This is a genomic window from Psychromonas sp. MME1 (assembly GCF_041080865.1).
Taxonomy (GTDB): domain Bacteria; phylum Pseudomonadota; class Gammaproteobacteria; order Enterobacterales; family Psychromonadaceae; genus Psychromonas.
Genome location: NZ_CP160906.1, coordinates 985,356 through 1,007,658 on the forward strand (window position 1 = coordinate 985,356; position 22,303 = coordinate 1,007,658).

Here is a 22,303-nt window from a genome sequence, read left to right on the forward strand (position 1 = left end):
TTTTATGTGTTGTTAAAATAATTGTTATTGAATAATAATCATTTCATATGATTATAGCAATCATTTGGTTGTTTGCTGTTTAGCAATCTAGTAACCAAAACTTATTAAGGAGCTTTTATGTCTTTTCGTTTTCCGAATGAATTTTTATGGGGAGGGGCGACTGCTGCTAACCAAATTGAGGGGGCTTATAATATCGATGGTAAAGGGCTCTCAACCTCTGATGTGCAGCCCTTTGGCACGTTTGGCGAATTAAAAACACGTCACCAAGGTGATTTTAATATCAAAGATACCGCGATCGATTTTTATCATCGTTATCCCGAAGATATTGCTCTGTTTGCTGAGATGGGGTTTACTTGTTTTCGCCTATCAATCGCATGGAGTCGTATTTTTCCAAAAGGTGATGAATTAGAGCCAAATGAACTTGGTTTGGCATACTATGACAAAATTTTTGATGAGTTAGAGAAGCATGGCATGGTTCCGTTGGTGACTCTTTCGCATTATGAGATGCCATTGTATTTAGCCGAGCATTATCAAGGTTGGAAAAGTCGAGAATTAATTGTATTTTTTGAACGTTACGCACGTGTCGTTTTTAACCGCTACGGTCATAGAGTTAAACATTGGTTAACTTTTAATGAAATAAATATTTCGCTGCATGAACCTTTTACAGGGGCTGGTATTCCTCGGGGGAGCGACCCTCAAAGTCTATATCAAGGAATGCATCATCAACTTGTCGCGAGTGCTAAGGCTGTTAAAGCCTGTCACGAACTGGTAGCCGATGGCAAAATAGGTAATATGATGCTCGGTGCTATTCAATACGCTTTAACTTGTCATCCCGATGACATTTTTGCTGCTATGCAAGAAAATCGAGAATGGTTATTTTTCGGTGATGTGCAGTCCCGAGGTTATTATCCAAGCTATATGACGCGTAAATTTAAAGAGTTAGGTGTTGAATTGGATATTAATGAAGAAGATAAGGAAGCGTTAACAGAGACTATTGATTTTATCTCTTTCAGCTATTACATGACGGGCTGTGTCACCACACATGCTGAAATGGAAATAGTTGATGAAAAAGTATTAAAAATGGGCAGCAATCCCTATCTTAAATCTACAGATTGGGGCTGGCAAATTGATCCAAAAGGTTTGCGGATTGTGCTTAATTTACTCTATGACCGTTATCAAAAACCACTCTTTATCGTTGAAAATGGTTTAGGCGCAGTTGATAAGGTTAATGGACAGGGGGAGATTGAAGATGATTATCGTATTTCCTATCTCAATGATCACTTATATCAAGTTGGTGAAGCACTGCAAGATGGGGTAGAGGTAATGGGCTATACCAGCTGGGGTCCTATCGATTTAATCAGTGCTTCTACGGCACAAATGTCTAAACGTTATGGTTACATTTATGTCGATCGTGATGATAATGGTCAGGGCAGTTTAATGCGCAAACGTAAAAAAAGTTTTTATTGGTATCAGGATATTATCCAATCAAAGGGACAAAATCTTCAACCGCCAGTATAGTTATCAAAGAAATTTCGGCAATCTTCTACCTCTGTTACCTCAAGTTACTTTGTTAAGTGCCAGATCGGCTAACAGAGCTGATGTAACGTGAGGTCATTGTTATTCACTTTTCGAGTAATGGATGATAGCGAAGCAAGGCAGATGGTATTAAATCGGGGGATAAATGAATATTGCATTAAGGCAATTAAATATATTTAAAATGGTTGCTCAAGAAAAATCAATTACGCTGGCTGCGCAAAAGCTCTATTTAACAAAACCGGCAGTTAGTATGGCGCTTAGCGAGTTAGAAAAGCAATTAGGTCATCAACTATTTGACCGACATAATAATCGTTTGTTGATTAATTCGTTTGGCTTAAAGCTACAACCATTAGCTGACGAACTTCTTACTCGTGCCGATCATATGACGAGTTTATTTGATGAACAATCTGGTTTAACGGGCCAGTTAAAAATTGGCGCGAGTAATACCATCGGTAATCAATTAGCTCCGTTTATAATTCGAGACTTTCGCTTAGAAACAGAACACCTCAAGCAAACGCTATTTGTTTCAAATAGTGCTGCTATTTATGAGAAATTAGCTAAATTTGAATTGGATGTCGCCTTGGTAGAGGGGAAAGTTCACGATGATAGTATTCATATAGAGCCATGGTTATCCGATGAAATGTGCATTGTCTGTGCACCCAATTCCGCATTGAGTAAAACCGTGCTCACAGATATTTCCGATTTAGATAATCAGCCGTGGATTTTTCGTGAAGAGGGGTCGGGTACTAAACACTATTTTATGCGCTACTTAGAGCCACATTTAAAAAACTACAAGGTGGCGCTACAACTCACAAATACAGAGGTCATTATTAATAGTGTCGCAGCGGGGTTGGGGATTGCTTGTTTATCAAAGTTAGCCGTTATACATGCAGTCAAAGCTAATCGAATTAGCATGTTAAATTTGCCGAAAAATCAAATAAGGCAATATTATTTAATACATCATAAAGAAAAATATATCTCCCCGTTATTACAGCGTTTTATTACATTCAGTCAACATTGGCGGAATTTTTGAAATTGCTTTTTGCTATTAATGGCAAATTCAATATTTAGGAGTAAATATAAAGCCGTTTATACAAGCAAAATAGCGAAGCTAGATTTGTCTATGGAAGGTTGAGTTGATTTTACTGATGGATGAATTTTCATAGAGAGTGTGGATCTGTTGAATACGGTGTTGCACTGTTTGGTCAGTATCATGTTCTTTTTGTAACGATTGTTCACCAGCAAAGTGCTCTGGTCGTGAGTAGCCAGAGTGGCTGGATGCTGCTCCCTTTATATCATCACTTTTCTGATTTTCTTGTAATATATCATTTCTTGCCTGTGCCGCCATTTGGTCTGCTTTGGCTGCTATCCGTTTATCTTGTCCTGATGGTTCTGCGGGCGCTAAAGCCGCTGCTTTTATTTGTTGTGCTTTACGTAAAGTTGCCTCTGGATCATTGGCAATGGCAGAGGTGTCAATGGAAACCTTGCCAGCAACGGCATATTTTACCCCATCAGGTCCAGTCTGATAGGTATAGCTGGGGGCTCCAGCATATTGCCCTCCTACTGAAGAATGCGCTCTTTCATGAATTTCGACTTCAGTATCGCGCATTTTTAATGAGCTGATTTCCTTCAATTCAGCATCGCTATATTGCTCCTGCCTACTATTTGTCGTACGCGGTGTTTCAGGATCTGATTGCTTATCTTTTGGCACAATGGTTTGATCGCCATCTTGCACTACGGGCTCTTCACCTTGTTGCTTTGTTTCATTGGGATTTAATGATGGAGAGGCAATACCATCAGCCTGTTTATTTATTGGCCTTTGGTAAGTGGGGGGGGCAATGTTACTTTGTGTCGCATCCGTTACCGTACTAATTGACACTGTGGTGTGGGCATTTAAATTAACCGCTTCCGGCGTTTTTTCCGAACGGCTTGGTGCAAGGGGAGCGCCGTTCGCAAAGGGTAATGAAATAGTCGTTAAACTGATATTCATAGCAGCGACTGCTAAACTCGAACATCAATCAAACTGCCCACCGCTTCATCGGCAGTCACTTGATGGCCTGATGAAGATGAAAGGGATTGATATTCTGAAACACGTGCATTAACCTTATCTTTATTAACCTCAGTACTTTTTTGTACTGGCTGCTCGGTGGTTATTTTATCGACGCTTTGCGCTTGCTTTTGAGTTTCAGTAGCAAGTTGTTGCTGTTTTGAATCATAGGGATCATTTCGTTGTAAGGTGACTGGTTGCTTGATAACATTTGCTGTGCCGGAAATGTCCATTGTCATAGCCTCAATTAATACAGATAGGGTAATTATGGTACATTAATGGATAAATTTCTATCTTAATTGTATATAAATTAAACTAACTAATTAGTGATTGCATTTGTGAGCTGGTTAGGCGTTTTACCTGTTTTTTTTCAAATCCAGCTGTTCTGTTGCTAAGTGGATAATTACCTTAGCTACATCAGTGGCATCAATCGGTTTATAATTTTGCAATGAACCTAGCATGCATGGGCTAATCACTTGCATAACACATTGTAGTACTCTTTCATCCATTCTAGGGTCATCACGTGGCCCAGCTAAGGGACCTGGTTGGAGAAATGTAATTGTTTTAAAAGTGAGTTGCTGTAGCCTCATTTCCATCTCCCCTTTACAACGAAGGTAATGAGAAACCCCTTTAGGGGAGGCGCCCAAGCATGATATGACAATAATATGCTCTACACCTAATGTGAGCATATCCTTTGCGACCTTAATCACGAGCTCTACATCGATAGCGTGTAACTGCTTTTTACTACCCGCTTTTTTGATGGTTGTGCCTAGTGCGATCACCGCAACTATTGGAAATTTTGGGGATCTATAAAACTAGGAATATCTAATTTTTCATCTAACCACTGGGTTAATTTAGCGGCTTTTATTGTAATTGGGCGTCGCGAAAGCGAATAGACATGGGTTATTTTTTCGCACTGTAATGCTGCCTCTAATGTTGATTTTCCCACTAAACCAGTTGCACCAGCGATGATCATTTCTATCGGTTGCGACATATTTTCCCTCAGCGTTAATTAAGGTTGTTGCTAATATTTTCTGCCAATATATCAAGATGCCTTGTCAGGTGTTAGCTCGGATAGCAGATCGTTAGGAAAGTGTATACCGGCTTGTAGGCGAGCTTCAGTTAGCACGTCGATTACCACGAGTGAGTGGTCCAGCAATGCTAAACAAGCGGCATAATTGTTACTGTGGTAGAGAGCCGCGAATACTTTAAATTCATCAACCATACGATTGCTATATTCCCCTTTATTGGTTGATATAGAAGCCTCCTCTATTAACTTAAATTCTACCTCTTTAGCTTCGTTAGTTGGCCCGGCTATTTTCACGTAACCCTTTGTACCTTGCACCGTTGCATGACATGGGCTTTGTGAATCTTTAGCGGCACTACATATCGCAGTGAAATGCGGGTAGTTCATCACTAAAACACCTGAAGTGTCGATACCATTAAAACCGATGTTAGCGTGATAATGTAGCGATTCTGGTTTACCGAAAAGTCGACAAACAAAGTGAATGTTATAGACATTGATATCGAACAGCGAGCCGCCTGAGTAGGCTGGATCAAACGCCGCTAATACTTCGCCCTGTTGGTATTTAGGGTAACGACTGGAAAACTGTGAGTAATTGCACTGTATTAGTTTAATCTCCCCGATTTCAGCTAACTTTTCCTTTACATAGGCAAGGTTCTTTGAGTGGATCAAGGTGATCGCTTCGAACAGATATAATTTTTTCTCTCGTGCTAAATCTGCGAGTTCTTTTAGTTCGTGATAGTTTGAGGTAAATGGTTTTTCACATATCACATGTTTTCCTGCGAGTAGGGCACGTTTACTGTAGTGATGGTGTAGGCTGTTAGGAATACCAATATAGATCATTTCGATATCAGCATCTTCAAGAAATCGATCGTAATCGCAGTAAATTTTGTTAATGCTATATTGTTTCTGTAGCTCCTCAGCTACTGCGCGCGATTTTTCGCGAACGACGATCGCTTGTATTGTTATTTCAGGCACATAGGTCAATGCTGCTAAGGCTTCTTTTACAATATTTCCTGAACCAACAATCCCAAGTTTCATCGTCTATCTCCTATCCGTTTGTCGTTGTCATAGAGGCTGCAGGTAACAGCGCTATGTCACTTTACAAATAATGTCCACTATACGCAAATAATGATGTTGATTCTGTTACGCTTTTCCTTGCTATCCCCTATGAGGGTTAATTAGCAATGTATTTTCGGTATATCCTTCCAATTAGTCGTGTATTGTGGGGTTAAAAACTGCCGTCGCATTGACCATTTTTCATTAACACCTTGACTGGCAAATAGTACGCTATCTCGACCATATTTTTGGTTAACATTATCAACTAAATTCATCAGTTGATTATCGTTTTGGGCGTCATTAAAGAGATCATATTGCTGGTGGTGTGTACTGCTCAAATTAACTAAACCGACACCTATTTTATAATATTGAATACCGGGTATATAAAGTCTCTGAATATCATTAGTGATTGCTTTAATTAAGGTTGGGGTGCTTTGCGTTGGCGGGGTAAAGTGTTTAATAATCTTAAAATAGCGGGGAGCGGTATCAAATGGGCTATTTGCCACAAAAGCCATTAAAGTACCACAAAGTGACCCTTGAATACGTAGTTTTTCGGCTGCGATAGTTATATGTTTAACAAGGGCTTGTTGTAAACAGGCGATATTTACAATACGTTGTCCCACGCTCCGTGTCGAAAATATTTGTCGCTTATCTGCGCGCGTTTCATCCCATCCTTTACATTTTTCACCATTTAATTCTTGAATAGTGCGTAGCAATTCAATATTGAAATTTTGTTCGATTATATGGCGCTTTAACTGGAGTAGTTTGGTCACACTATTAACCCCCATATCGCAGAGTTTTCTATTTGTTTTACGGCCAATTCCCCATACCTCACTAGGCGATATATTTTTGAAGATATGATTCGTCATATCAGCAGGGGTTAATAGAGAGACGCCATTCGAGTCAGGTGATTTTTTGGCGATGTGATTGGCAAGCTTTGCTAATGTCATCGTCGCCCCTAAACCGACACAAACAGGTAAGCGCGCCTCCTTCCAGACTGCTTTGCGCATTTCCTGTGCATCTTGAATAAGGTTGGGAATGGTTAAAAAATCTGCAAATAAAAGAAAGCATTCATCAATGGAGTAGATATGCTGTATAGGCGCAAATCGCCCAATAATTTGCATCATTTTGCCAGAGAGATCTCCATATAACTCATAGTTAGAGGAGCAAACTATTATACCCTTTGTGTTACATAGTGTTCGATATTTAAAATAGGGCTGAAATTTTTTAATACCCAAGGATATGGCTTGTTTATTCGCAGCGATAATACAGCCATCGTTATTAGATAGCACAACCATTGGCTTACCACGCCATTCGGGGCGGAAAACTTGCTCAGAGCTGCAATAAAATGCGTTCGCATCAACTAATGCATACATTAAGTGATATTCTCTAAAAGGTGGCTGGGGCGATGACATCGAATGGATCGGATCACCACGCCTTCAATCGTAAATTGGTCATTTTCTCGTATTGATATAGCATGGAAGTACTGATTAGCCGAGAGTAGCATCCGATTAGGTATATCGATAATTTTGCAAATAAACTCACCATTCAAATTTGCCACAATAACATCTTGATTTTTAACCTGAATATGTCTGTCGATAATTAAAATATCGCCACTAAAAATACCAATTCCTTGCATAGAGTGGCCATCAGCTTTACCAATAAAAGTTGAGCTTGGGTGGTCGACAAGCAGCGCATCGAGGCTTAATGGCAATTGAAGATAATCACTCGCAGGAGATTCAAATCCGGTAATGCCTGCACTTGCAGGTATAGGTATAATGTTCATAGCGACCTAGCTGTATAAATAAACAGTATTATTATAATGAACAAATTGATAAGTACAAGGGGAAAAATAAATCGATTTATTGGAATATTGAAGTTGATTAGTTGTAATGCATTTGTTAACAGTGTTAACTTAATGTCCTCCTTGCATTGCTTTATATAAACCTAAGTCATTATTGGGTTGAGCTTCGTGATAAACCAAGGCAATTAACTGTTACCGATAAGAGACTTCTTCTATGTCATCATCCCGATTAATCCTTGTTACCGTCATTGCAATGATCGCCTTTGCTGGTAATTCATTGCTCTGTAGATTGGCTTTTAACGAGACGAACATTGATGCGGCGAGTTTTACAACGATTAGAATTTTATCCGCTGTCGTGATGCTCGCTGTCGTCGTTACTTTGAAAAATCGTCAGCTAATATGGGGAGGTAATTGGATTTCTGCGATTTCGCTACTAGCTTATGCAGCGGGATTTTCATTTGCTTACCTAAGTCTTCCTGCTGCTACTGGTGCGCTTCTGCTGTTTGGTGCCGTGCAAGCTACAATGATCAGTTATGGCGTGTTTGCCGGGGAGTTGACGAATATTAAACAGTTTTCAGGTATTGCGTTGGCATTAGGTGGTTTAATTGTGCTTTTCTTGCCTGGGTTAGCGTCGCCCCCTTTAGTGGGATCGCTACTGATGCTAGGCGCAGGTATCGCATGGGGATCTATTCGTTGCGTGGACGAAGTGCTGGTGATGCAACGCAAGAAACATCTGGTAATTTTCTCCGTGCGGCTCCACTCGCATTAGTGGTAAGCATGTTAATGATACCGCAAATGAGTGTCGATTATTCCGGAATTGTGTATGCCGTGGCATCGGGTGCGTTAGCATCGGGTATCGGCTACGCACTTTGGTATAGCGTTTTACCTTATTTGAAAGCCACAAGCGCAGCAACCGTTCAACTAAGTGTTCCAGTAATAACTGCACTAGGTGGTGTGGTTTTGTTGGGCGAACCAATTACGTTTAGGTTAGTGTTAGCATCCTGTGCAATTTTAGGGGGAATCTGTATATATATTTTAGCGAAGGGAGACGCAGCCGTTGCCCACAAAAAATAAGCGAGGATGTTTTTTAAGCACTTTTCCTGCATAAAATTGAGGCAATATATTTCATACCTATTGGTATTAGCCATTATGCTCTCTGTTGTTGATGAACGGACGCTATCAACTTCGAGTAGGTCGATCAATGCCACAGTAATCGGGATAAACTTCATTATAAAATCATATTGATTAGCAAATGCCGTGTACGACAGGCCAGATTAACAAAACATCTCCAGGTAACATGACGATATACAAGGAAGTATCATGCTGATAACGATCAGAAGTAGAGTGAATAAAGTTAAGAGCGGACTGACTCGCCTAAATAATCAACCGATTGGAAAGAGTGTGTTAACCATTGTACTGTTTCTTGATTTATTCATTTTAATGTCAATTTTTCAAGGCTTAGATGATCACACCCGACAGTTAACAACACCCTATGAATACGTCCCGCAGAATTGCCGAGATATTGTTATTGATGAACAGTGGAATGAGAATAATAGACTTACTCTCACCGCAAAAATGGTCTCAAGGCAGCGCAGTCATTATGGTTATCTAGATGAAAATCACCGAGACCAAGAAGTGCATCCTATCTGCCTATCAATATCAACGCTATTGCATGCAATTGAAACGGATAAAACACTTTCTAGCAATCTGAGTTTATTGCTTAAGTTAAGAGGGCAAGTGGTTGATGTTAAGTCTCAACTTGATCGTATAAAGGGGGCATATGATACAACGCTTTTAGAGGATATTGCAGATAATAGTACAAAAGAAAATCCCGTTTCGTTCAAAAAAGAGGTCTCGCTATTAAGCAATAAACTAAATGCCTTAGTAAAGGAAGAGGGGGGATTGGTCGATGAACTTATGCATAATCGGCAACTGGTTGAATTTTTTGATGTAATTGATACCTCATCGACTAAAAATAGAGACATTCTTTTAGCGGAATTACGCGATTTAAATTTTTGGTATCCAGCAAAGCGTTTGGCGATGGAGATGCTATTTTTGCTACCGCTTGTCATCATCTTCTATCTATGGAACTCCAAAAGCATCGTTGCGAATAGGCCATACCAAAGTTTAGTCTCATCTCATCTGTTAGTTGTTGTATTTATACCTGTAATATTTAAGTTGATGGAGCTGATTTACGATATTGTGCCGCAAAAGCTTTTAAAGCATATATTTGTATTACTCGCGTCATTAAAGCTTATTGCAATATGGCATTACGTCATGATGGGAGTCGCTGTTTTAGCTGCTATGGCTTTGATTTACTTTATGCAGAAAAAAATATTTTCACCGGAAAAAATCATTCAACGGCGTATTATTAAAGGACAATGTCAACATTGCGGAGTCCATTTACCAAACGGTAATGATGCTTGTCCGATATGTGGCTTTATGCAATTTAAGCTCTGTGGTCATTGCAATATGAAAACCTATATACATGGAAAATATTGCAGAAAGTGCGGTGCCTGTGACTAAATATCAGTGGTTATTGTGGTTGAATAATGATCACCACAACGTATTCAAGATATAGTATGAGCAAGTCTCAGAAGCAGTTAATGAGCGCGTGGGACAAAATGTATTCCGTAAGTGAATGCACTAGGTCTAAATAATTTCCAGTACAGGGTAAGTCGCTTAGGGGCACAAAGCGAGATAGAAAATTTATAGCTAAATACAAAAAAGACCACCATTTCAGGTAGCCTCAAAGTTATGCGTATAACGGGTGTTATGGTAAATAAACAGCCTGTTGGTGCTTAGATTTATAACTTTAGTGGTAAAATAGTACATGCGGTAATCAAATAGAATAATTATTAATTACAGCTGCAAAGTAAAAAGCCCATTTTTTAGTGGGCTTTTTGCATTTTAGAACTTTGTATCCAGCTAAAAGAGGAACTAATTATGTTTATAGAGAGTTTATTATTATTACTGAGTTTCATTTCCATTATCTTTGGTAATTTATTTACCACTAACCCCAAACTTTACATTCAAAAAGTAGAGTTCATCCTATTTAAAAAATTACAGTTTCTATTAATAGCCATTGGGCTTATAGGGATGATATGTATGCTACTACCTTATCCGATTGATAGCTTAATTTCACAGGACGCAATAAGGTCATTATTAACAGAGCTGGAAGAGGTTGTGAATAAATACTTTGTACAGTTTATTGTGTTCAACTTTGTATTCGATGGCATCCTATACAAGACGCTATCTTTAGCCAGAGAATCAATTAAGTCATAACCAATCATGCCATAGAAAAACCGAGGGGCGATTTCCCCTCGTTTCCTATATGAACAATTGGTAGCTCATTGTCAGATACACTTTTTTATTTATAGGGTTACGTATATTTTTTGAGATGTTTTAGGGGAAACAAACGACAGCTTCCTATTTTCTATATTGTAATCATATTTAACTTTTTCTTTCCAATCACCCCATTTATTTCCAATCATTCCCATTGATTTATCTTCAATTAGCCATTGAGCATATTCAATACTTGATGAGTCAATGTCACAAACATATTGAAAAGTGACAGTGTCACCATTAAACCATTTTCCAGTATATTTGACATATACATAACCATTATCATCACTCTTATAGTGAGTCATTATCGATGTAGGCTTTTTCATAATTGAACCTATATAAGCTTTACATACTTCACCTTTTTTAGCATTAGTCCAATTTATCTCTGAAGTATTGCTTGGCATCCGTGGCACTATTACTGATGCTCCGATACCTAACAGAAATATCATGAGCATAACTTTCCCTAGTGACATAAGTGTTCCTTTGCTTTTAGATTGTGATTTATAATTGATATAATAACAGGCAATTTATAAGTATTGCACCAATAGATTAAATAAAATCAAACAGCTATATGCGCAAAATGACTGTTATGTTAAATGGTGGTTTTTTCTTATACAAATAGCTGTTTCACCATAGAATTAATACTAACCACTTAAATTTATTAGTTGATTGTTCGGTATTAGCCATAAAATCGTAAATCAAAAAAAATATTGGCCGACTGTTTTTTTAACCGTAAATGTATGATTCTTGTTTGGTTTCCTTTCTAAGGCCAAACCGCTATATTAACCAGTTTAATTTTTTTATTATAAACAGAGTTCACACAAGTAAAATTTCTACTATTTTATCGCTTTCTAGCTCGCCATGGGGGCGAAGGCGACTTAGTTTTCTTAGTAGTAACGGTATTAGAAAATTTGTGAGGTGTTCAAGGTTAGTAGTGATTGCCATTTCAATTGTTTCGTTCACCTTGTTCTCGTATTTAAAATATAAAAAAATGACATTTGTTGTGGGCTATATTATGGCGTTTCTGAAGTTGTTGGGCACAAGCGTGGCCACAAATGGTTTTTTGTGTATTTTTAGTGATCTCTATTTAACGATAAAAAAAGATATTTTTAGTAGTGATACCAATTCCGATAAATAGCTGATCTATTTTACTGGTTAAAACAACTTACTGCTGCGTTGTAATTTTCGCAAAGGGAATAACCATTTACGTCAAATTACGCCTTGAATTAAGCTGTTTTTCCTACGCAAAATTTAGATCACATACTTACCGGAGTTGGTATGAGTTTTATTGATTTTTACGAAGACGTATTAAACAACAGGCATAAAAAAACCGCAACAAGTGCGGTTTTTTTATGTGTGGTCGGTGATAGAGGATTCGAACCTCTGACCCTCTGGTCCCAAACCAGATGCGCTACCAAGCTGCGCTAATCACCGATTTATATTTAGGATTTAAGTTAGTAAACTTGACGGGTGTTAACCCTCTGGTCCAACTTTTCATAAACCCATGGAGATGCGCTACCAAGGTGCGCTAATCACCGAAATTTTGTACTACATATTTAGAGTTTACATTTTACGGGTCAGACCCTCTGGTCCAACTTTTCATAAACCCATGGAGATGCGCTACCAAGCAGCGCTAATCACCGAGGATGGTATTTTTTGAAATCATTGAACTTATTATTTAGAAAAATATAACAAGATGATTTGTAAGTCTAAATGGTGCGGAGTGAGAGACTTGAACTCTCACACCCTTCGATACTAGAACCTAAATCTAGCGCGTCTACCAATTCCGCCAACTCCGCGACAATTTAAACTGTTTATCTTCAAAAAATGGGGCGAATGACGGGGATTGAACCCGCGACAACCGGAATCACAATCCGGGGCTCTACCAACTGAGCTACATCCGCCACTAAACTTTTTAAAAATGGTACGCCCTACAGGATTCGAACCTGTGGCCTACGGCTTAGAAGGCCGTTGCTCTATCCAACTGAGCTAAGGGCGCATCGTTGGTCTGTACTCTACAACACGTTTATAACGTGTTTTTAAATGTGGTCGGTGATAGAGGATTCGAACCTCTGACCCTCTGGTCCCAAACCAGATGCGCTACCAAGCTGCGCTAATCACCGAAATTTTGTACTACATATTTAGAGTCTACATTTTACGGGTCAGACCCTCTGGTCCAACTCTTTGTAAATCCAAGGAGATGCGCTACCAAGCTGCGCTAATCACCGATGGTTGCTAAACTATTATGCCTTAACAACGGAGCGAGATATTACTGAGTTGTGTTAGTCTCGTCAAATATTATTTATTAAAAATTATCTGTATGCTGATTTATTAAACGCATTGATTGTTTTCACGGCATTTACTTGTGTAACGTTTTTGTAGCACGTACAGATGCTGACCTAATAGTATAGCAGATACGGTCAAACCGACAGTAATTCCAATCCAAAATCCCTTAGCTCCCATCGGCTCGACCATAAAATTTGTCAAACCAAGTAGGTAACCTAAAGGTAAACCAACTAGCCAGTAAGCTATAAATGTACGAATAAAAATAGCTTTCATCTCTTGATAACCACGTAAAGCACCTGCTGCGACAACTTGTATCGCATCGGTACATTGATATAACGCAGCGAATAGGATGAGTGTAAGTGCCAATGGTATAACATTAAGATCATCGGTGTATAAATAGGCGATATCTTCCCTGAAATATACAGTCAATAAAGCAGTACAGATTGCAGTCCCTAAGGCTAATGTAAAACCAGCATAGCTAGACTGTTTGGCATCATTAGGATTGCCTTTGCCTAAATTAAAACCAACGCGGATACTGACTGCATTGGCTATGCTCAAGGGTAGCATAAATACCATAGAGGAGAAGTTAATGGCAATTTGGTGGGCTGCAACGATGTTCGGTCCTAGTGGGGCTACGAGTATGGCAACCATTGCGAAGATGGTGATTTCAAAGAACAGGGCAATGGCAACGGGTAAACCAAGTTTAAAAATAGACCATAGCGCCGTACCATTAGGGCGTTTAAATTGTGTAAAAAGCGGGTAGTACTTGAGTTTTTTACAAATAAAAACATACACAATTAACGATAAAAGCATGAACCAATAAACGATGGTTGTGGCAACGCCACACCCGACCCCTCCCAATGCGGGTAGGCCGAATTTGCCGTATACAAAAATCCAGTTTAGTGGAATATTCAGCAGTAATCCGATGAATGCAATAACCATAGCCGGTTTTGTCAGTGACAGTCCTTCAACATAATTACGCAGCGCTTGAAATAATAAAAAAGCAGGGACAGCAGGTAAAACCACAAATATATAATGACTGATTATCTCTTTTAAAGCGATGTCGATATCCATGGCATTGAGCATGTGGTTAACATTATATAAAACAACGATTGTTGGCACAGATAAAAACAATGCGAGATATAGTCCCTGTTGGCCTATATAGGGGATGCTATCGGTTTCATTTGCACCATGGGCCTGCGCAATGCGGGGAATTAACGCCATTAATATGCCGACGCCAAATAGAATACAGGGTAGCCATATGCTTGATGCAACCGCTACTGCCGCCATATCATTAGCACTGACACCACCTGCCATGACGGTATCAACAAAACCCATTGCTGTTTGTGCAAATTGTGCGATAAAAAGGGGGACACTTAATTTAATGAGTTTGTTTATTTCTTGGCGATGAAACACGTAATTTTCCAATGACTGAGAGTATGAAGATGGCGATGTTATACGCCTTACTTTTTATTATTGCAATGACAATCAAACTCAATGCACCATGATGAATTGGGAATATGGTTGTAACAAATAAAGCGGGCATGCTAATGAGAAAGGGGCGCTAATAAGTAGTTAATGTGCTAAATTAAGGCTTTAATCAGTGCCACGTAATTAATTACAGAAGATTTATAATAAGAGGTTAGCAAATATTACACCTTCTTGTATATTAACCCTATTGAGTTTCAAGCGGCGAAAATAGTTGTAATCTATTTTCAAACCCTTGCTAATATTCCATCTAAAAAAAAGAGTGTTTAACATGAGCCAAGTTGCTTCTATCGAAGAAGTGGTTGAAAAAAAACCACAGGAAAAATACCTAGCCGATTATCAGGTTGCAAATTTTGCTATTACCACCATCGACCTTGAGTTTGATCTTTATGATATGCAGACCGTGGTAACAGCGACGAGCAAGATGTATCGAACCAATGCTGAGAAAAAGCCGCTCTTTTTATACGGAGAGCAATTGAAACTCGTTTCTCTGTTAATTGATGGCATTGCTTACGATGATTATCAGGAGGTTGAAGGGGGCTTGCAAATTAATGGTTTAGCAAATGAATTTGAGTTGCAAATAACCACTGAAATTGATCCGCAAGCAAATAAAGCATTTGAAGGTTTATACAAATCGGGAGATGCATTTTGTACGCAATGTGAAGCTGAAGGCTTCCGCCGTATCACCTATTATTTAGATAGACCCGATGTGATGGCTAAATTCACGACCAAAATCAGTGCAGATAAAACACTCTACCCATCGCTTTTGTCAAATGGTAATCGCATAGCACAGGGGGATTTAGAAAATGGACGCCATTGGGTTTCTTGGCAAGATCCCTTCCCAAAACCTGCTTATCTATTTGCTTTAGTTGCAGGGGATTTCGACTGTTTACAGGATACCTTTGTCACTAAAAGTGGTCGTGAAGTTGCGCTGGAGTTATTTGTTGATAAAGGAAATTTAGATAAAACCGCTCATGCTATGGTATCCCTCAAAAAATCCATGGAGTGGGATGAACAACGTTTTAATTTAGAGTATGACCTTGATATTTATATGATTGTTGCCGTCGATTTTTTCAATATGGGGGCAATGGAAAATAAAGGGTTAAATATATTTAACTCTAAATTTGTACTGGCCAACGCTAAAAGCGCAACGGATCAAGACTATTTAGGTATTGAAGCGGTAATCGGTCACGAATATTTCCATAATTGGACGGGTAATCGTATTACCTGTCGGGATTGGTTCCAATTGAGTTTGAAAGAGGGGCTCACGGTTTTTCGTGATCAAGAGTTCAGCTCGGATTTAGGTAGCCGTAGCGTTAATCGTATCGCCAATGTTAAAATTATTCGTAACCATCAATTCGCGGAAGATGCTGGGCCAATGTCTCATCCTATTCGACCTGAATCGGTGATGGAGATGAATAACTTTTATACCGTTACTGTTTATAATAAAGGCTCCGAAGTTATTCGTATGATGCATACACTATTAGGTGAAGAAAAATTCCAACAGGGGATGCAGCTGTATGTGCAACGCTTCGATGGTCAGGCTGTTACCTGTGATGATTTTGTTGCCGCCATGCAAGATGCCAGTGGGGTGGATTTAACGCTGTTTAAACGTTGGTACTCGCAATCGGGGACACCGCAAGTAACGGTGAGTGATTATTACGATCAAGCTAATAAAAGTTATCAAATAACTTTTAAGCAGAAAAATTTGCCAACGGCGGATCAAAAAAGTAAACAGGTATTACATATCCCTATCGATATCGAATTGATTTCACCATCGGGTGAAGTATTTGATTTGGGGAACGGAGAAAAAAGTAAAGTACTCAGCTTAACACATAAAGAGCAAACTTTTGTTTTTGCTAACATTAATGAAAAGCCCGTCCCTTCTATTTTCCGTGGATTTTCTGCTCCCGTGAAATATAAGTATGCCTACAGTGATGAGCAAATGTTGCATTTAATCACTTATGCTACGGATGATTTCTCTCGTTGGGATGCGGGGCAGAATTTATTTAATAAATACCTCATTGCTAACGTTAATTTGCATAAATCAGAGCAGGCAATGAACTTGCCAAGCATGTTTATTGATGCCTTTAAGTCTATTTTGACTGCACAACATTTAGATCCCGCATTAATAGCAGATATGTTCGACTTCATTAGTGAAACCGGTGCTATGGAGTTATTTGATACGGTCGATATTGAAGCTTTGCATAGTGCACGCGAATTTATGTTAGCTGAGTTGGCAAAACAGCTATTAAATGAATTTGTTAAGGTTTATGAATATTATCAAGTTACTGGTGACTATCAACCTGAGTGTGACGATATAGCGCGTCGTAAATTAACTAACTTGGCGCTGTTATACATTAGTAAAGGTGATCCTGTTTTAGCTGATAAATTGGTTTTAGAGCAGATCGCGCAATGTAATAACATGACCAATCACCTCGCTGCATTAACGGCAGCAAATAGTGCTCAGTTAAGCTGTCGAGATTCAGTCATGGCAGATTTTGATGAACAATGGCATCAAAATGGTTTAGTTATGGATAAATGGTTTGCACTACAAGCGACTGTGGCTAGCCCTAAGGTGCTTGAAAATATCAAAGCGTTATTCGATCATCGTAGTTTTGATTTTAGCAATCCTAATCGTGTACGTGCGTTATTAGGTACATTTGCACAGGCTAATCCTTATTTTTTCCATGTGATTGATGGCAGTGGTTACCGTTTTTTAACTGATCAACTGATTAAACTTAATGAGCAAAACCCGCAAGTTGCATCTCGATTAATCACACCGCTAATTCAATTTAAGCGTTTAGATGAAAAACGTAAAGGGCTCATTAAAGAGCAATTAAACCGTTTATTGGCATTAGATAACCTCTCGTTGGATCTTTTTGAAAAAGTAAGTAAAGCATTAGTTCAATAAGCCAGCACAATTATATACCCATGTTATTTTAAGATGCGATGTCAGCTGTTAGCTTGGACATTTCAGCAGAGGTAACATGGGGTAATGATTATGTAGGAAAAATTTTTCATTTACTTTAGCATTAACGTTATAATGCCACTATTTCTCAAGTCAACTATTGATTTTTCCACAAATTAAGGGTGTTTATCCATGCCAATTAAAACAAGTCTAGCAGCGCGTAGTAACGAATCATGTGAGTTATGTGGCTCAACTAACCATTTGAGCGTTTATGAAGTACCGCCTGTTTCTGAGCCTAATTCAGACAAATCAATATTAGTTTGTGATGTTTGTTTACAACAAATAGAGAAAAAATCCGAAATGGATAGTAATCATTGGCGCTGCCTCAATGATAGTATGTGGAGCCAAGTTCCTGCTGTTCAGGTGACCGCATTCCGTATGTTGACGCGATTAGCCGTGAGTGAAGGATGGGCGCAGGATCTGCTTGATATGATGTATATGGAAGATGAACAAAAAGCGTGGGCAGAGTATGGTGTTGCAGCTGATACGATTGAAGAAAAAGCGCCTACACGCGACTCTAATGGTACGATTTTAGTTGCCGGTGATAATGTAACATTAATTAAAGATCTTGATGTGAAGGGAGCTGGTTTTACAGCGAAACGTGGCACACCAGTGCGAAATATTTCTTTAACAGATAACCCTGAGCAGATAGAAGGGCGTGTTAATGGTGTACGACTTGTTTTGTTGACCTGTTTCCTGAAGAAGATGCCATTGTTTGAAGATTAAAATAGTCATGTCATGGCATTATTAATAATAGAAATGAAAAAGGCGCTTAATAAGCGCCTTTATATTTTATGTTGTTATCTGTTAGGGCTTATTTTGCGCCTTCGATAATACCGACAAATTCTTCAACAATAAGCGCTGCACCACCAACTAAACCACCATCGATATCTGCTTGTGCAAATAATTCTTTTGCGCTAGAAGCTTTAACACTGCCACCGTAAAGAATTTGTACTTTTTCTGCTACAACTTTACTTTGTGCTGCTAACCAGTTACGGATATGAGCATGTACTTCTTGAGCTTGCTCAGAAGTTGCAACTTTACCTGTACCAATTGCCCATACTGGCTCATAGGCAATTACAGAGTTTTCTAATGCATCAATACCAGCAACATCGATAACTGCTTTAAGTTGAGTTTCAACAACAGCAAATGTTTTATCAGTTTCACGCTCTTCAAGTGTTTCACCAATACATACAACAGGTACTAATCCATTTTCTTGGATTGCAACAAACTTAGCCGCAACAACAGCGTCAGTTTCGTTGTGATATTGACGACGTTCGCTATGGCCCACTAAGCTATATTTAGCACCAAACTCTTTAACCATAACTGGTGAAGTTTCACCTGTGTATGCGCCATTTACGTGAGTACTTACATCTTGAGCACCAAATTTAATGCTGTTATTAGCAACTAATCCTGCAACTTGCTCGATGAAAATAGCAGGAGGACAAACAGCAACTTCAACGTTGGTCGCAGCATCTGCAGCAGATTCTAATCCTTTGATTAGTGCTGTAACAGATTCTTTAGTGCCGTTTAATTTCCAGTTGCCCATTACTAGTGGTGTTCTCATGTTTTTCTCCAAAATAAGAATAAAAAGTTAATAAGTAGTGTTAGACCAATCCGCATAGGTATCTGATTCTATCTTGTTGGTTAAAATAATGATATTTTCCTTAACAAGTGATGACCACAATTTATGTGGATAGGTATTAATCTTTAGCGATTATAAATCACATTACACTGAAACCTACCTCTTTTTTATGAAAAGAGGTTGTTTTGAGTGCGAATAAAGTGATTGTCTGATCTAAAACAAGCAAATATTAGTTAATTAGGTCAGTTGCTTAATTTGTACGCTTGGTTGTTGTGCGTAATATTGTGCCTCAATGTTATCCATAATAACAGGGGCTTGTTGGATATCTTCCTTATCAAAGGCAATATCTCCGCCATTAATAACCCCAGAATCTTTATTAATTTCTTTGAAATTAAATAGTTGTGTATCTGCAAGGTGTGAAGGAATCACGTTTTGCATTGCAGTAAACATAGATTCGAGACGCCCGGGGAATTTTTCATCCCATTCATTAAGCATCTCTTTGGATAATTGGCGTTGTAAATTGGGTTGAGAACCGCACAGGTTACAGGGAATAATCGGGAACGCCTTTAGTTGTGCGTATTGTTCTATCTCTTTTTCTTTACAATAGGCTAACGGGCGGATCACTACGTGTTCGCCATTATCAGAGACAAGTTTTGCTGGCATGGATTTTAATTTACCGCCAAAAAACAGGTTGAGCATCATCGTCGCCAGCATATCGTCTCTATGGTGACCTAATGCAATTTTTGTGGCGCCAAGTTGTTTAGCCGTACTGTAGAGTATGCCACGACGCAGTCTAGAGCATAAACTGCAAGTGGTTTTGCCTGCTTCTAATTTGTCTTGAACAATACTGTAGGTGTCTTGTTCAACAATTTTAAATTCTACCCCTAATGTCGTGAGGTATTGCGGTAAAATATGTTCCGGGAATCCTGGCTGTTTTTGATCTAAATTGACCGCGATAATTGAGAAGTCGATTGGTGCTGCAGCACGAAGTTGCAGGAGTATATCAAGCATCGTAAAGCTATCCTTGCCGCCGGATAAGCAGACCATAACGCGGTCGCCATTTTCAATCATATTGTAATCAGCAATAGCTTGACCTGTTAAGTGACGTAGCCCTTTACTCAATTTTTTGAGGGTAAATTGCTGTTTTGGACTCTGTAATTGTGACATTGTAGGCCTTGATAAATGGGAAGATATATTAGGCGTGCATTGTACAAAAAGAAATTTTCAGATGCAAAAAAGAGGCTAATAAAATCAGGGGAAATCAATAATCGATTCCCCCTGATAAAGCGCAATAATTGCTATTTAGGTCGTTTAGAGTGGACTTGGACGTGCAATAAGAAAACCTTGAACGCCATCAATGTACATGCTTTCTAATGTCTGTTTTTGTTCTAAGTGTTCAACACCTTCAGCGATAACATAGCAGTTCATGCGATGAGAGACATCAATTATCATGCGTAGAAATTGCTGGTCTGTGTTATCACGCTCAATATTGCTTATTAAGCCAGAATCAATTTTTACATAGTTAGGTTTGAGTTCTTTAAATAAACGGAATGAACCTATCCCTTTACCAAAATTACAAATAGCAGATCGTGTACCTGTGCGTTTGAGCATTTCAAAAATACGCTTACTGGCTGCAAGGTTGACGTCTAATATTTGTTCACGCATTTCAAAAATGAGGCAAGACGCAATTTTAGACTCTCGTAGTAATAAACGTTCTAGCCAGACTATAAAGTGGCTATCTTGTATGGCGGTACTAGTTAAATTAATTCCCCATCGTGTGTTTCCATCGGCTTTATGACGGCACTGATTTATTAATGTTTCAATGATCATATTTTCTAATTCTATAATCATATCAACACGTTGAGCCATCGCAAAAACAGTATCAGTAGGGATCATGTTATTATTTTCACCAATAAAACGAGTGAAAATTTGTTGGTAACCTTTCATATTACGTTGGATTGGTTGAATAGGTTGATGTAACAACATGATTGACTGATTGGCAATGATGTTTTCAATGATTATTTTCCACTGCTGTTGTCCCTCTTCTTTCTCACTGGTGTTATTTTGTTGAAAAGCCCAACAATTGACACCTTCAGCTTGTGCCTTTGCCAATGCGATGTCAGTACGTGATAAAGCCTGTTCAAATAATTGCCCTGATACAATGGCAGAAATACCATTGTAGGCAACGCTGTCCAATTGATTTAACTTTTGGTAATGATCGAACTGTACTTTTAATTTAGTGGCAATGCGTTGTGCTTCTACAACGGTCATATTTTCAGCGATAATGGCGATGTCTGAACCGCATAGACGATATGTATTAACATGCTGAATTTCGTTACAAACTTTAGCAATGATTTGAGCAATATCTTTGATGTATTGATCGCCTTTTTGAAAACCTCCCGTTGCATTTATCGTATTTAATTCACTCGCACGAATAAAAAATAAAATGGCATGTTTTATTTCACCATTAGCACTGAGGATCGCTGTGAGCGCTTCTCGGAAAGCGTAACGGTTGAAAAAACCAGTCAACGTATCGGTATTAACCTGATGTGTGAGGGAAGAAATTTGTTGTTCTTTATTTTGGAGAGCTCGATGAAAAGTTGTTTTTTGCTGACGAATGGAGTGAGATACCTTACTTAGTATGCTTTGTGGGGAATTTATGTCATTAATTTCTTCAACCAAGCTGGTTTCTATGCGTTTTAGAAGACGGTTATAGTTTAAATGCATGTTAATTATTGCTATTGCTAACGTGAAATACAAAACGCCCAAAATACTTTTAAACAGATCTAACAATAATTGGTTTGCAGCACGATACTCGATGCTTTGGCTACCATCGTTAGCTGTTATTTTACTCATTTCGATAGGTAATATATAACTGGCAATATCTCTATTCGGTTTCTCATAAACAAGAGGGTTAGAGCTTGTTTTATTGTTTACCTTTATATAATCAAACAGATTGTATGCGACTAATAAATCTAGTTGCCTTGAGTTCATTATTGGTTCGATATTACTAAGATGAAATTGCTTTGCAATTGATTCTTGTTGCTGAAAAAGCACTGGATTGAAGATTAGCTTTACAGCAAAAGTGATAACTATTGCGAGTAATATCATAGGCAAAGAATTTACCCAGATATATTTTTTATATGCGCTCATTGAAG

At 38.6% G+C, this 22,303-nt stretch carries 20 protein-coding genes, 5 tRNA genes and 1 pseudogene; 9 read left to right on the forward strand and 17 right to left on the reverse strand.

Annotated features, from left to right (window positions below; genetic code table 11):
- Window positions 1-117: 117 nt before the first annotated feature.
- Both AB2N10_RS04625 and AB2N10_RS04630 read left to right on the forward strand, forming a co-directional pair.
- Entirely contained in the window at window positions 118-1,518 is a 1,401-nt protein-coding gene (locus tag AB2N10_RS04625; protein WP_369434395.1) for a glycoside hydrolase family 1 protein, read from the forward strand.
- A 163-nt stretch (window positions 1,519-1,681) separates the two neighbouring features.
- On the forward strand, window positions 1,682-2,569 hold the full coding sequence (locus AB2N10_RS04630; RefSeq protein ID WP_369434396.1) for a LysR substrate-binding domain-containing protein: 888 nt from the start codon (window positions 1,682-1,684) through the stop codon (window positions 2,567-2,569).
- Between the two features lie 78 nt (window positions 2,570-2,647).
- Here the strand turns inward: AB2N10_RS04630 and AB2N10_RS04635 are convergent, their stop codons facing one another.
- The 7 genes from AB2N10_RS04635 to AB2N10_RS04665 all read right to left on the reverse strand — a co-directional run bounded on the left by AB2N10_RS04635 (window position 2,648) and on the right by AB2N10_RS04665 (window position 7,452).
- Window positions 2,648-3,526, reverse strand: coding sequence for a putative metalloprotease CJM1_0395 family protein (locus AB2N10_RS04635; RefSeq protein WP_369434397.1), 879 nt, complete (start codon window positions 3,524-3,526; stop codon window positions 2,648-2,650).
- A gap of 11 nt (window positions 3,527-3,537) precedes the next feature.
- Window positions 3,538-3,816, reverse strand: a complete 279-nt coding sequence (locus tag AB2N10_RS04640) for a hypothetical protein (protein WP_354625667.1) — start codon at window positions 3,814-3,816, stop codon at window positions 3,538-3,540.
- A gap of 123 nt (window positions 3,817-3,939) precedes the next feature.
- A complete protein-coding gene (locus AB2N10_RS04645) occupies window positions 3,940-4,365 on the reverse strand; it encodes a hypothetical protein (RefSeq protein ID WP_369434398.1) in 426 nt (141 codons plus the stop codon).
- 5 nt (window positions 4,366-4,370) lie between these two features.
- Window positions 4,371-4,577 (reverse strand): hypothetical protein, encoded by a 207-nt coding sequence (locus tag AB2N10_RS04650; protein WP_369434399.1) that lies wholly within the window; start codon window positions 4,575-4,577, stop codon window positions 4,371-4,373.
- A gap of 51 nt (window positions 4,578-4,628) precedes the next feature.
- Window positions 4,629-5,648, reverse strand: a complete 1,020-nt coding sequence (locus AB2N10_RS04655; RefSeq protein WP_354625669.1) for a Gfo/Idh/MocA family oxidoreductase — start codon at window positions 5,646-5,648, stop codon at window positions 4,629-4,631.
- Between the two features lie 140 nt (window positions 5,649-5,788).
- Window positions 5,789-7,042, reverse strand: coding sequence for a Y-family DNA polymerase (locus tag AB2N10_RS04660; protein ID WP_354625670.1), 1,254 nt, complete (start codon window positions 7,040-7,042; stop codon window positions 5,789-5,791).
- Window positions 7,042-7,452, reverse strand: a complete 411-nt coding sequence (locus AB2N10_RS04665) for a translesion error-prone DNA polymerase V autoproteolytic subunit (RefSeq protein WP_354625671.1) — start codon at window positions 7,450-7,452, stop codon at window positions 7,042-7,044. Before AB2N10_RS04665 ends, AB2N10_RS04660 begins: the two co-directional genes overlap by 1 nt.
- Window positions 7,453-7,684: 232 nt before the next feature.
- Between AB2N10_RS04665 and AB2N10_RS04670 the strand changes: the two genes are divergently transcribed.
- The 5 genes and pseudogenes from AB2N10_RS04670 (at window position 7,685) to AB2N10_RS04690 (ending at window position 10,755) form a co-directional block, all read left to right on the forward strand.
- Window positions 7,685-8,239, forward strand: coding sequence for a hypothetical protein (locus AB2N10_RS04670; protein WP_369434400.1), 555 nt, complete (start codon window positions 7,685-7,687; stop codon window positions 8,237-8,239).
- Window positions 8,240-8,247: 8 nt separating this feature from the next.
- The gene (locus AB2N10_RS04675) at window positions 8,248-8,544 is read left to right on the forward strand and encodes an EamA family transporter (protein WP_369434401.1); all 297 of its coding nucleotides are present in this window, start codon (window positions 8,248-8,250) and stop codon (window positions 8,542-8,544) included.
- A gap of 246 nt (window positions 8,545-8,790) precedes the next feature.
- Window positions 8,791-9,996 carry a hypothetical protein gene (locus AB2N10_RS04680; RefSeq protein ID WP_354625673.1) on the forward strand — a complete coding sequence of 402 codons (1,206 nt, stop codon included), beginning with the start codon at window positions 8,791-8,793 and terminating at the stop codon, window positions 9,994-9,996.
- A gap of 38 nt (window positions 9,997-10,034) precedes the next feature.
- A pseudogene (locus AB2N10_RS04685) lies at window positions 10,035-10,130 on the forward strand (endonuclease I); the annotation flags it as partial.
- A 286-nt stretch (window positions 10,131-10,416) separates the two neighbouring features.
- Entirely contained in the window at window positions 10,417-10,755 is a 339-nt protein-coding gene (locus AB2N10_RS04690) for a hypothetical protein (RefSeq protein ID WP_354625674.1), read from the forward strand.
- A gap of 89 nt (window positions 10,756-10,844) precedes the next feature.
- Here AB2N10_RS04690 and AB2N10_RS04695 read toward each other — a convergent pair whose 3' ends face one another.
- The 7 genes from AB2N10_RS04695 to AB2N10_RS04725 form a co-directional block, all read right to left on the reverse strand.
- Complete coding sequence (locus AB2N10_RS04695) at window positions 10,845-11,288, reverse strand: hypothetical protein (RefSeq protein WP_354625675.1); 444 nt, start codon at window positions 11,286-11,288, stop codon at window positions 10,845-10,847.
- Between the two features lie 884 nt (window positions 11,289-12,172).
- Window positions 12,173-12,249, reverse strand: a tRNA-Pro gene (locus AB2N10_RS04700).
- Window positions 12,250-12,529: 280 nt separating this feature from the next.
- A tRNA-Leu gene (locus AB2N10_RS04705) sits at window positions 12,530-12,614 on the reverse strand.
- 29 nt (window positions 12,615-12,643) lie between these two features.
- Window positions 12,644-12,719: transfer RNA gene (locus tag AB2N10_RS04710), tRNA-His, on the reverse strand.
- Window positions 12,720-12,737: 18 nt separating this feature from the next.
- Window positions 12,738-12,814, reverse strand: a tRNA-Arg gene (locus tag AB2N10_RS04715).
- Between the two features lie 47 nt (window positions 12,815-12,861).
- Window positions 12,862-12,938: transfer RNA gene (locus tag AB2N10_RS04720), tRNA-Pro, on the reverse strand.
- A 208-nt stretch (window positions 12,939-13,146) separates the two neighbouring features.
- The gene (locus AB2N10_RS04725) at window positions 13,147-14,517 is read right to left on the reverse strand and encodes an MATE family efflux transporter (RefSeq protein ID WP_354625676.1); all 1,371 of its coding nucleotides are present in this window, start codon (window positions 14,515-14,517) and stop codon (window positions 13,147-13,149) included.
- Window positions 14,518-14,860: 343 nt separating this feature from the next.
- On the opposite strand from AB2N10_RS04725, the gene pepN reads away from it, so the two are divergent.
- The gene (pepN, locus tag AB2N10_RS04730) at window positions 14,861-17,503 is read left to right on the forward strand and encodes an aminopeptidase N (RefSeq protein ID WP_369434402.1); all 2,643 of its coding nucleotides are present in this window, start codon (window positions 14,861-14,863) and stop codon (window positions 17,501-17,503) included.
- A gap of 189 nt (window positions 17,504-17,692) precedes the next feature.
- Window positions 17,693-18,286, forward strand: a complete 594-nt coding sequence (locus AB2N10_RS04735) for a PhnA domain-containing protein (protein ID WP_354625678.1) — start codon at window positions 17,693-17,695, stop codon at window positions 18,284-18,286.
- Between the two features lie 88 nt (window positions 18,287-18,374).
- On the opposite strand, the gene tpiA is transcribed toward AB2N10_RS04735, so the two are convergent.
- The 3 genes from tpiA to AB2N10_RS04750 all read right to left on the reverse strand — a co-directional run bounded on the left by tpiA (window position 18,375) and on the right by AB2N10_RS04750 (window position 22,298).
- On the reverse strand, window positions 18,375-19,127 hold the full coding sequence (gene tpiA / locus AB2N10_RS04740) for a triose-phosphate isomerase (protein ID WP_354625679.1): 753 nt from the start codon (window positions 19,125-19,127) through the stop codon (window positions 18,375-18,377).
- 255 nt (window positions 19,128-19,382) lie between these two features.
- Window positions 19,383-20,312 carry a tRNA 2-thiocytidine(32) synthetase TtcA gene (ttcA, locus tag AB2N10_RS04745; RefSeq protein ID WP_354625680.1) on the reverse strand — a complete coding sequence of 310 codons (930 nt, stop codon included), beginning with the start codon at window positions 20,310-20,312 and terminating at the stop codon, window positions 19,383-19,385.
- 144 nt (window positions 20,313-20,456) lie between these two features.
- Entirely contained in the window at window positions 20,457-22,298 is a 1,842-nt protein-coding gene (locus AB2N10_RS04750; RefSeq protein ID WP_354625681.1) for a GGDEF domain-containing protein, read from the reverse strand.
- Window positions 22,299-22,303 lie beyond the last annotated feature (5 nt).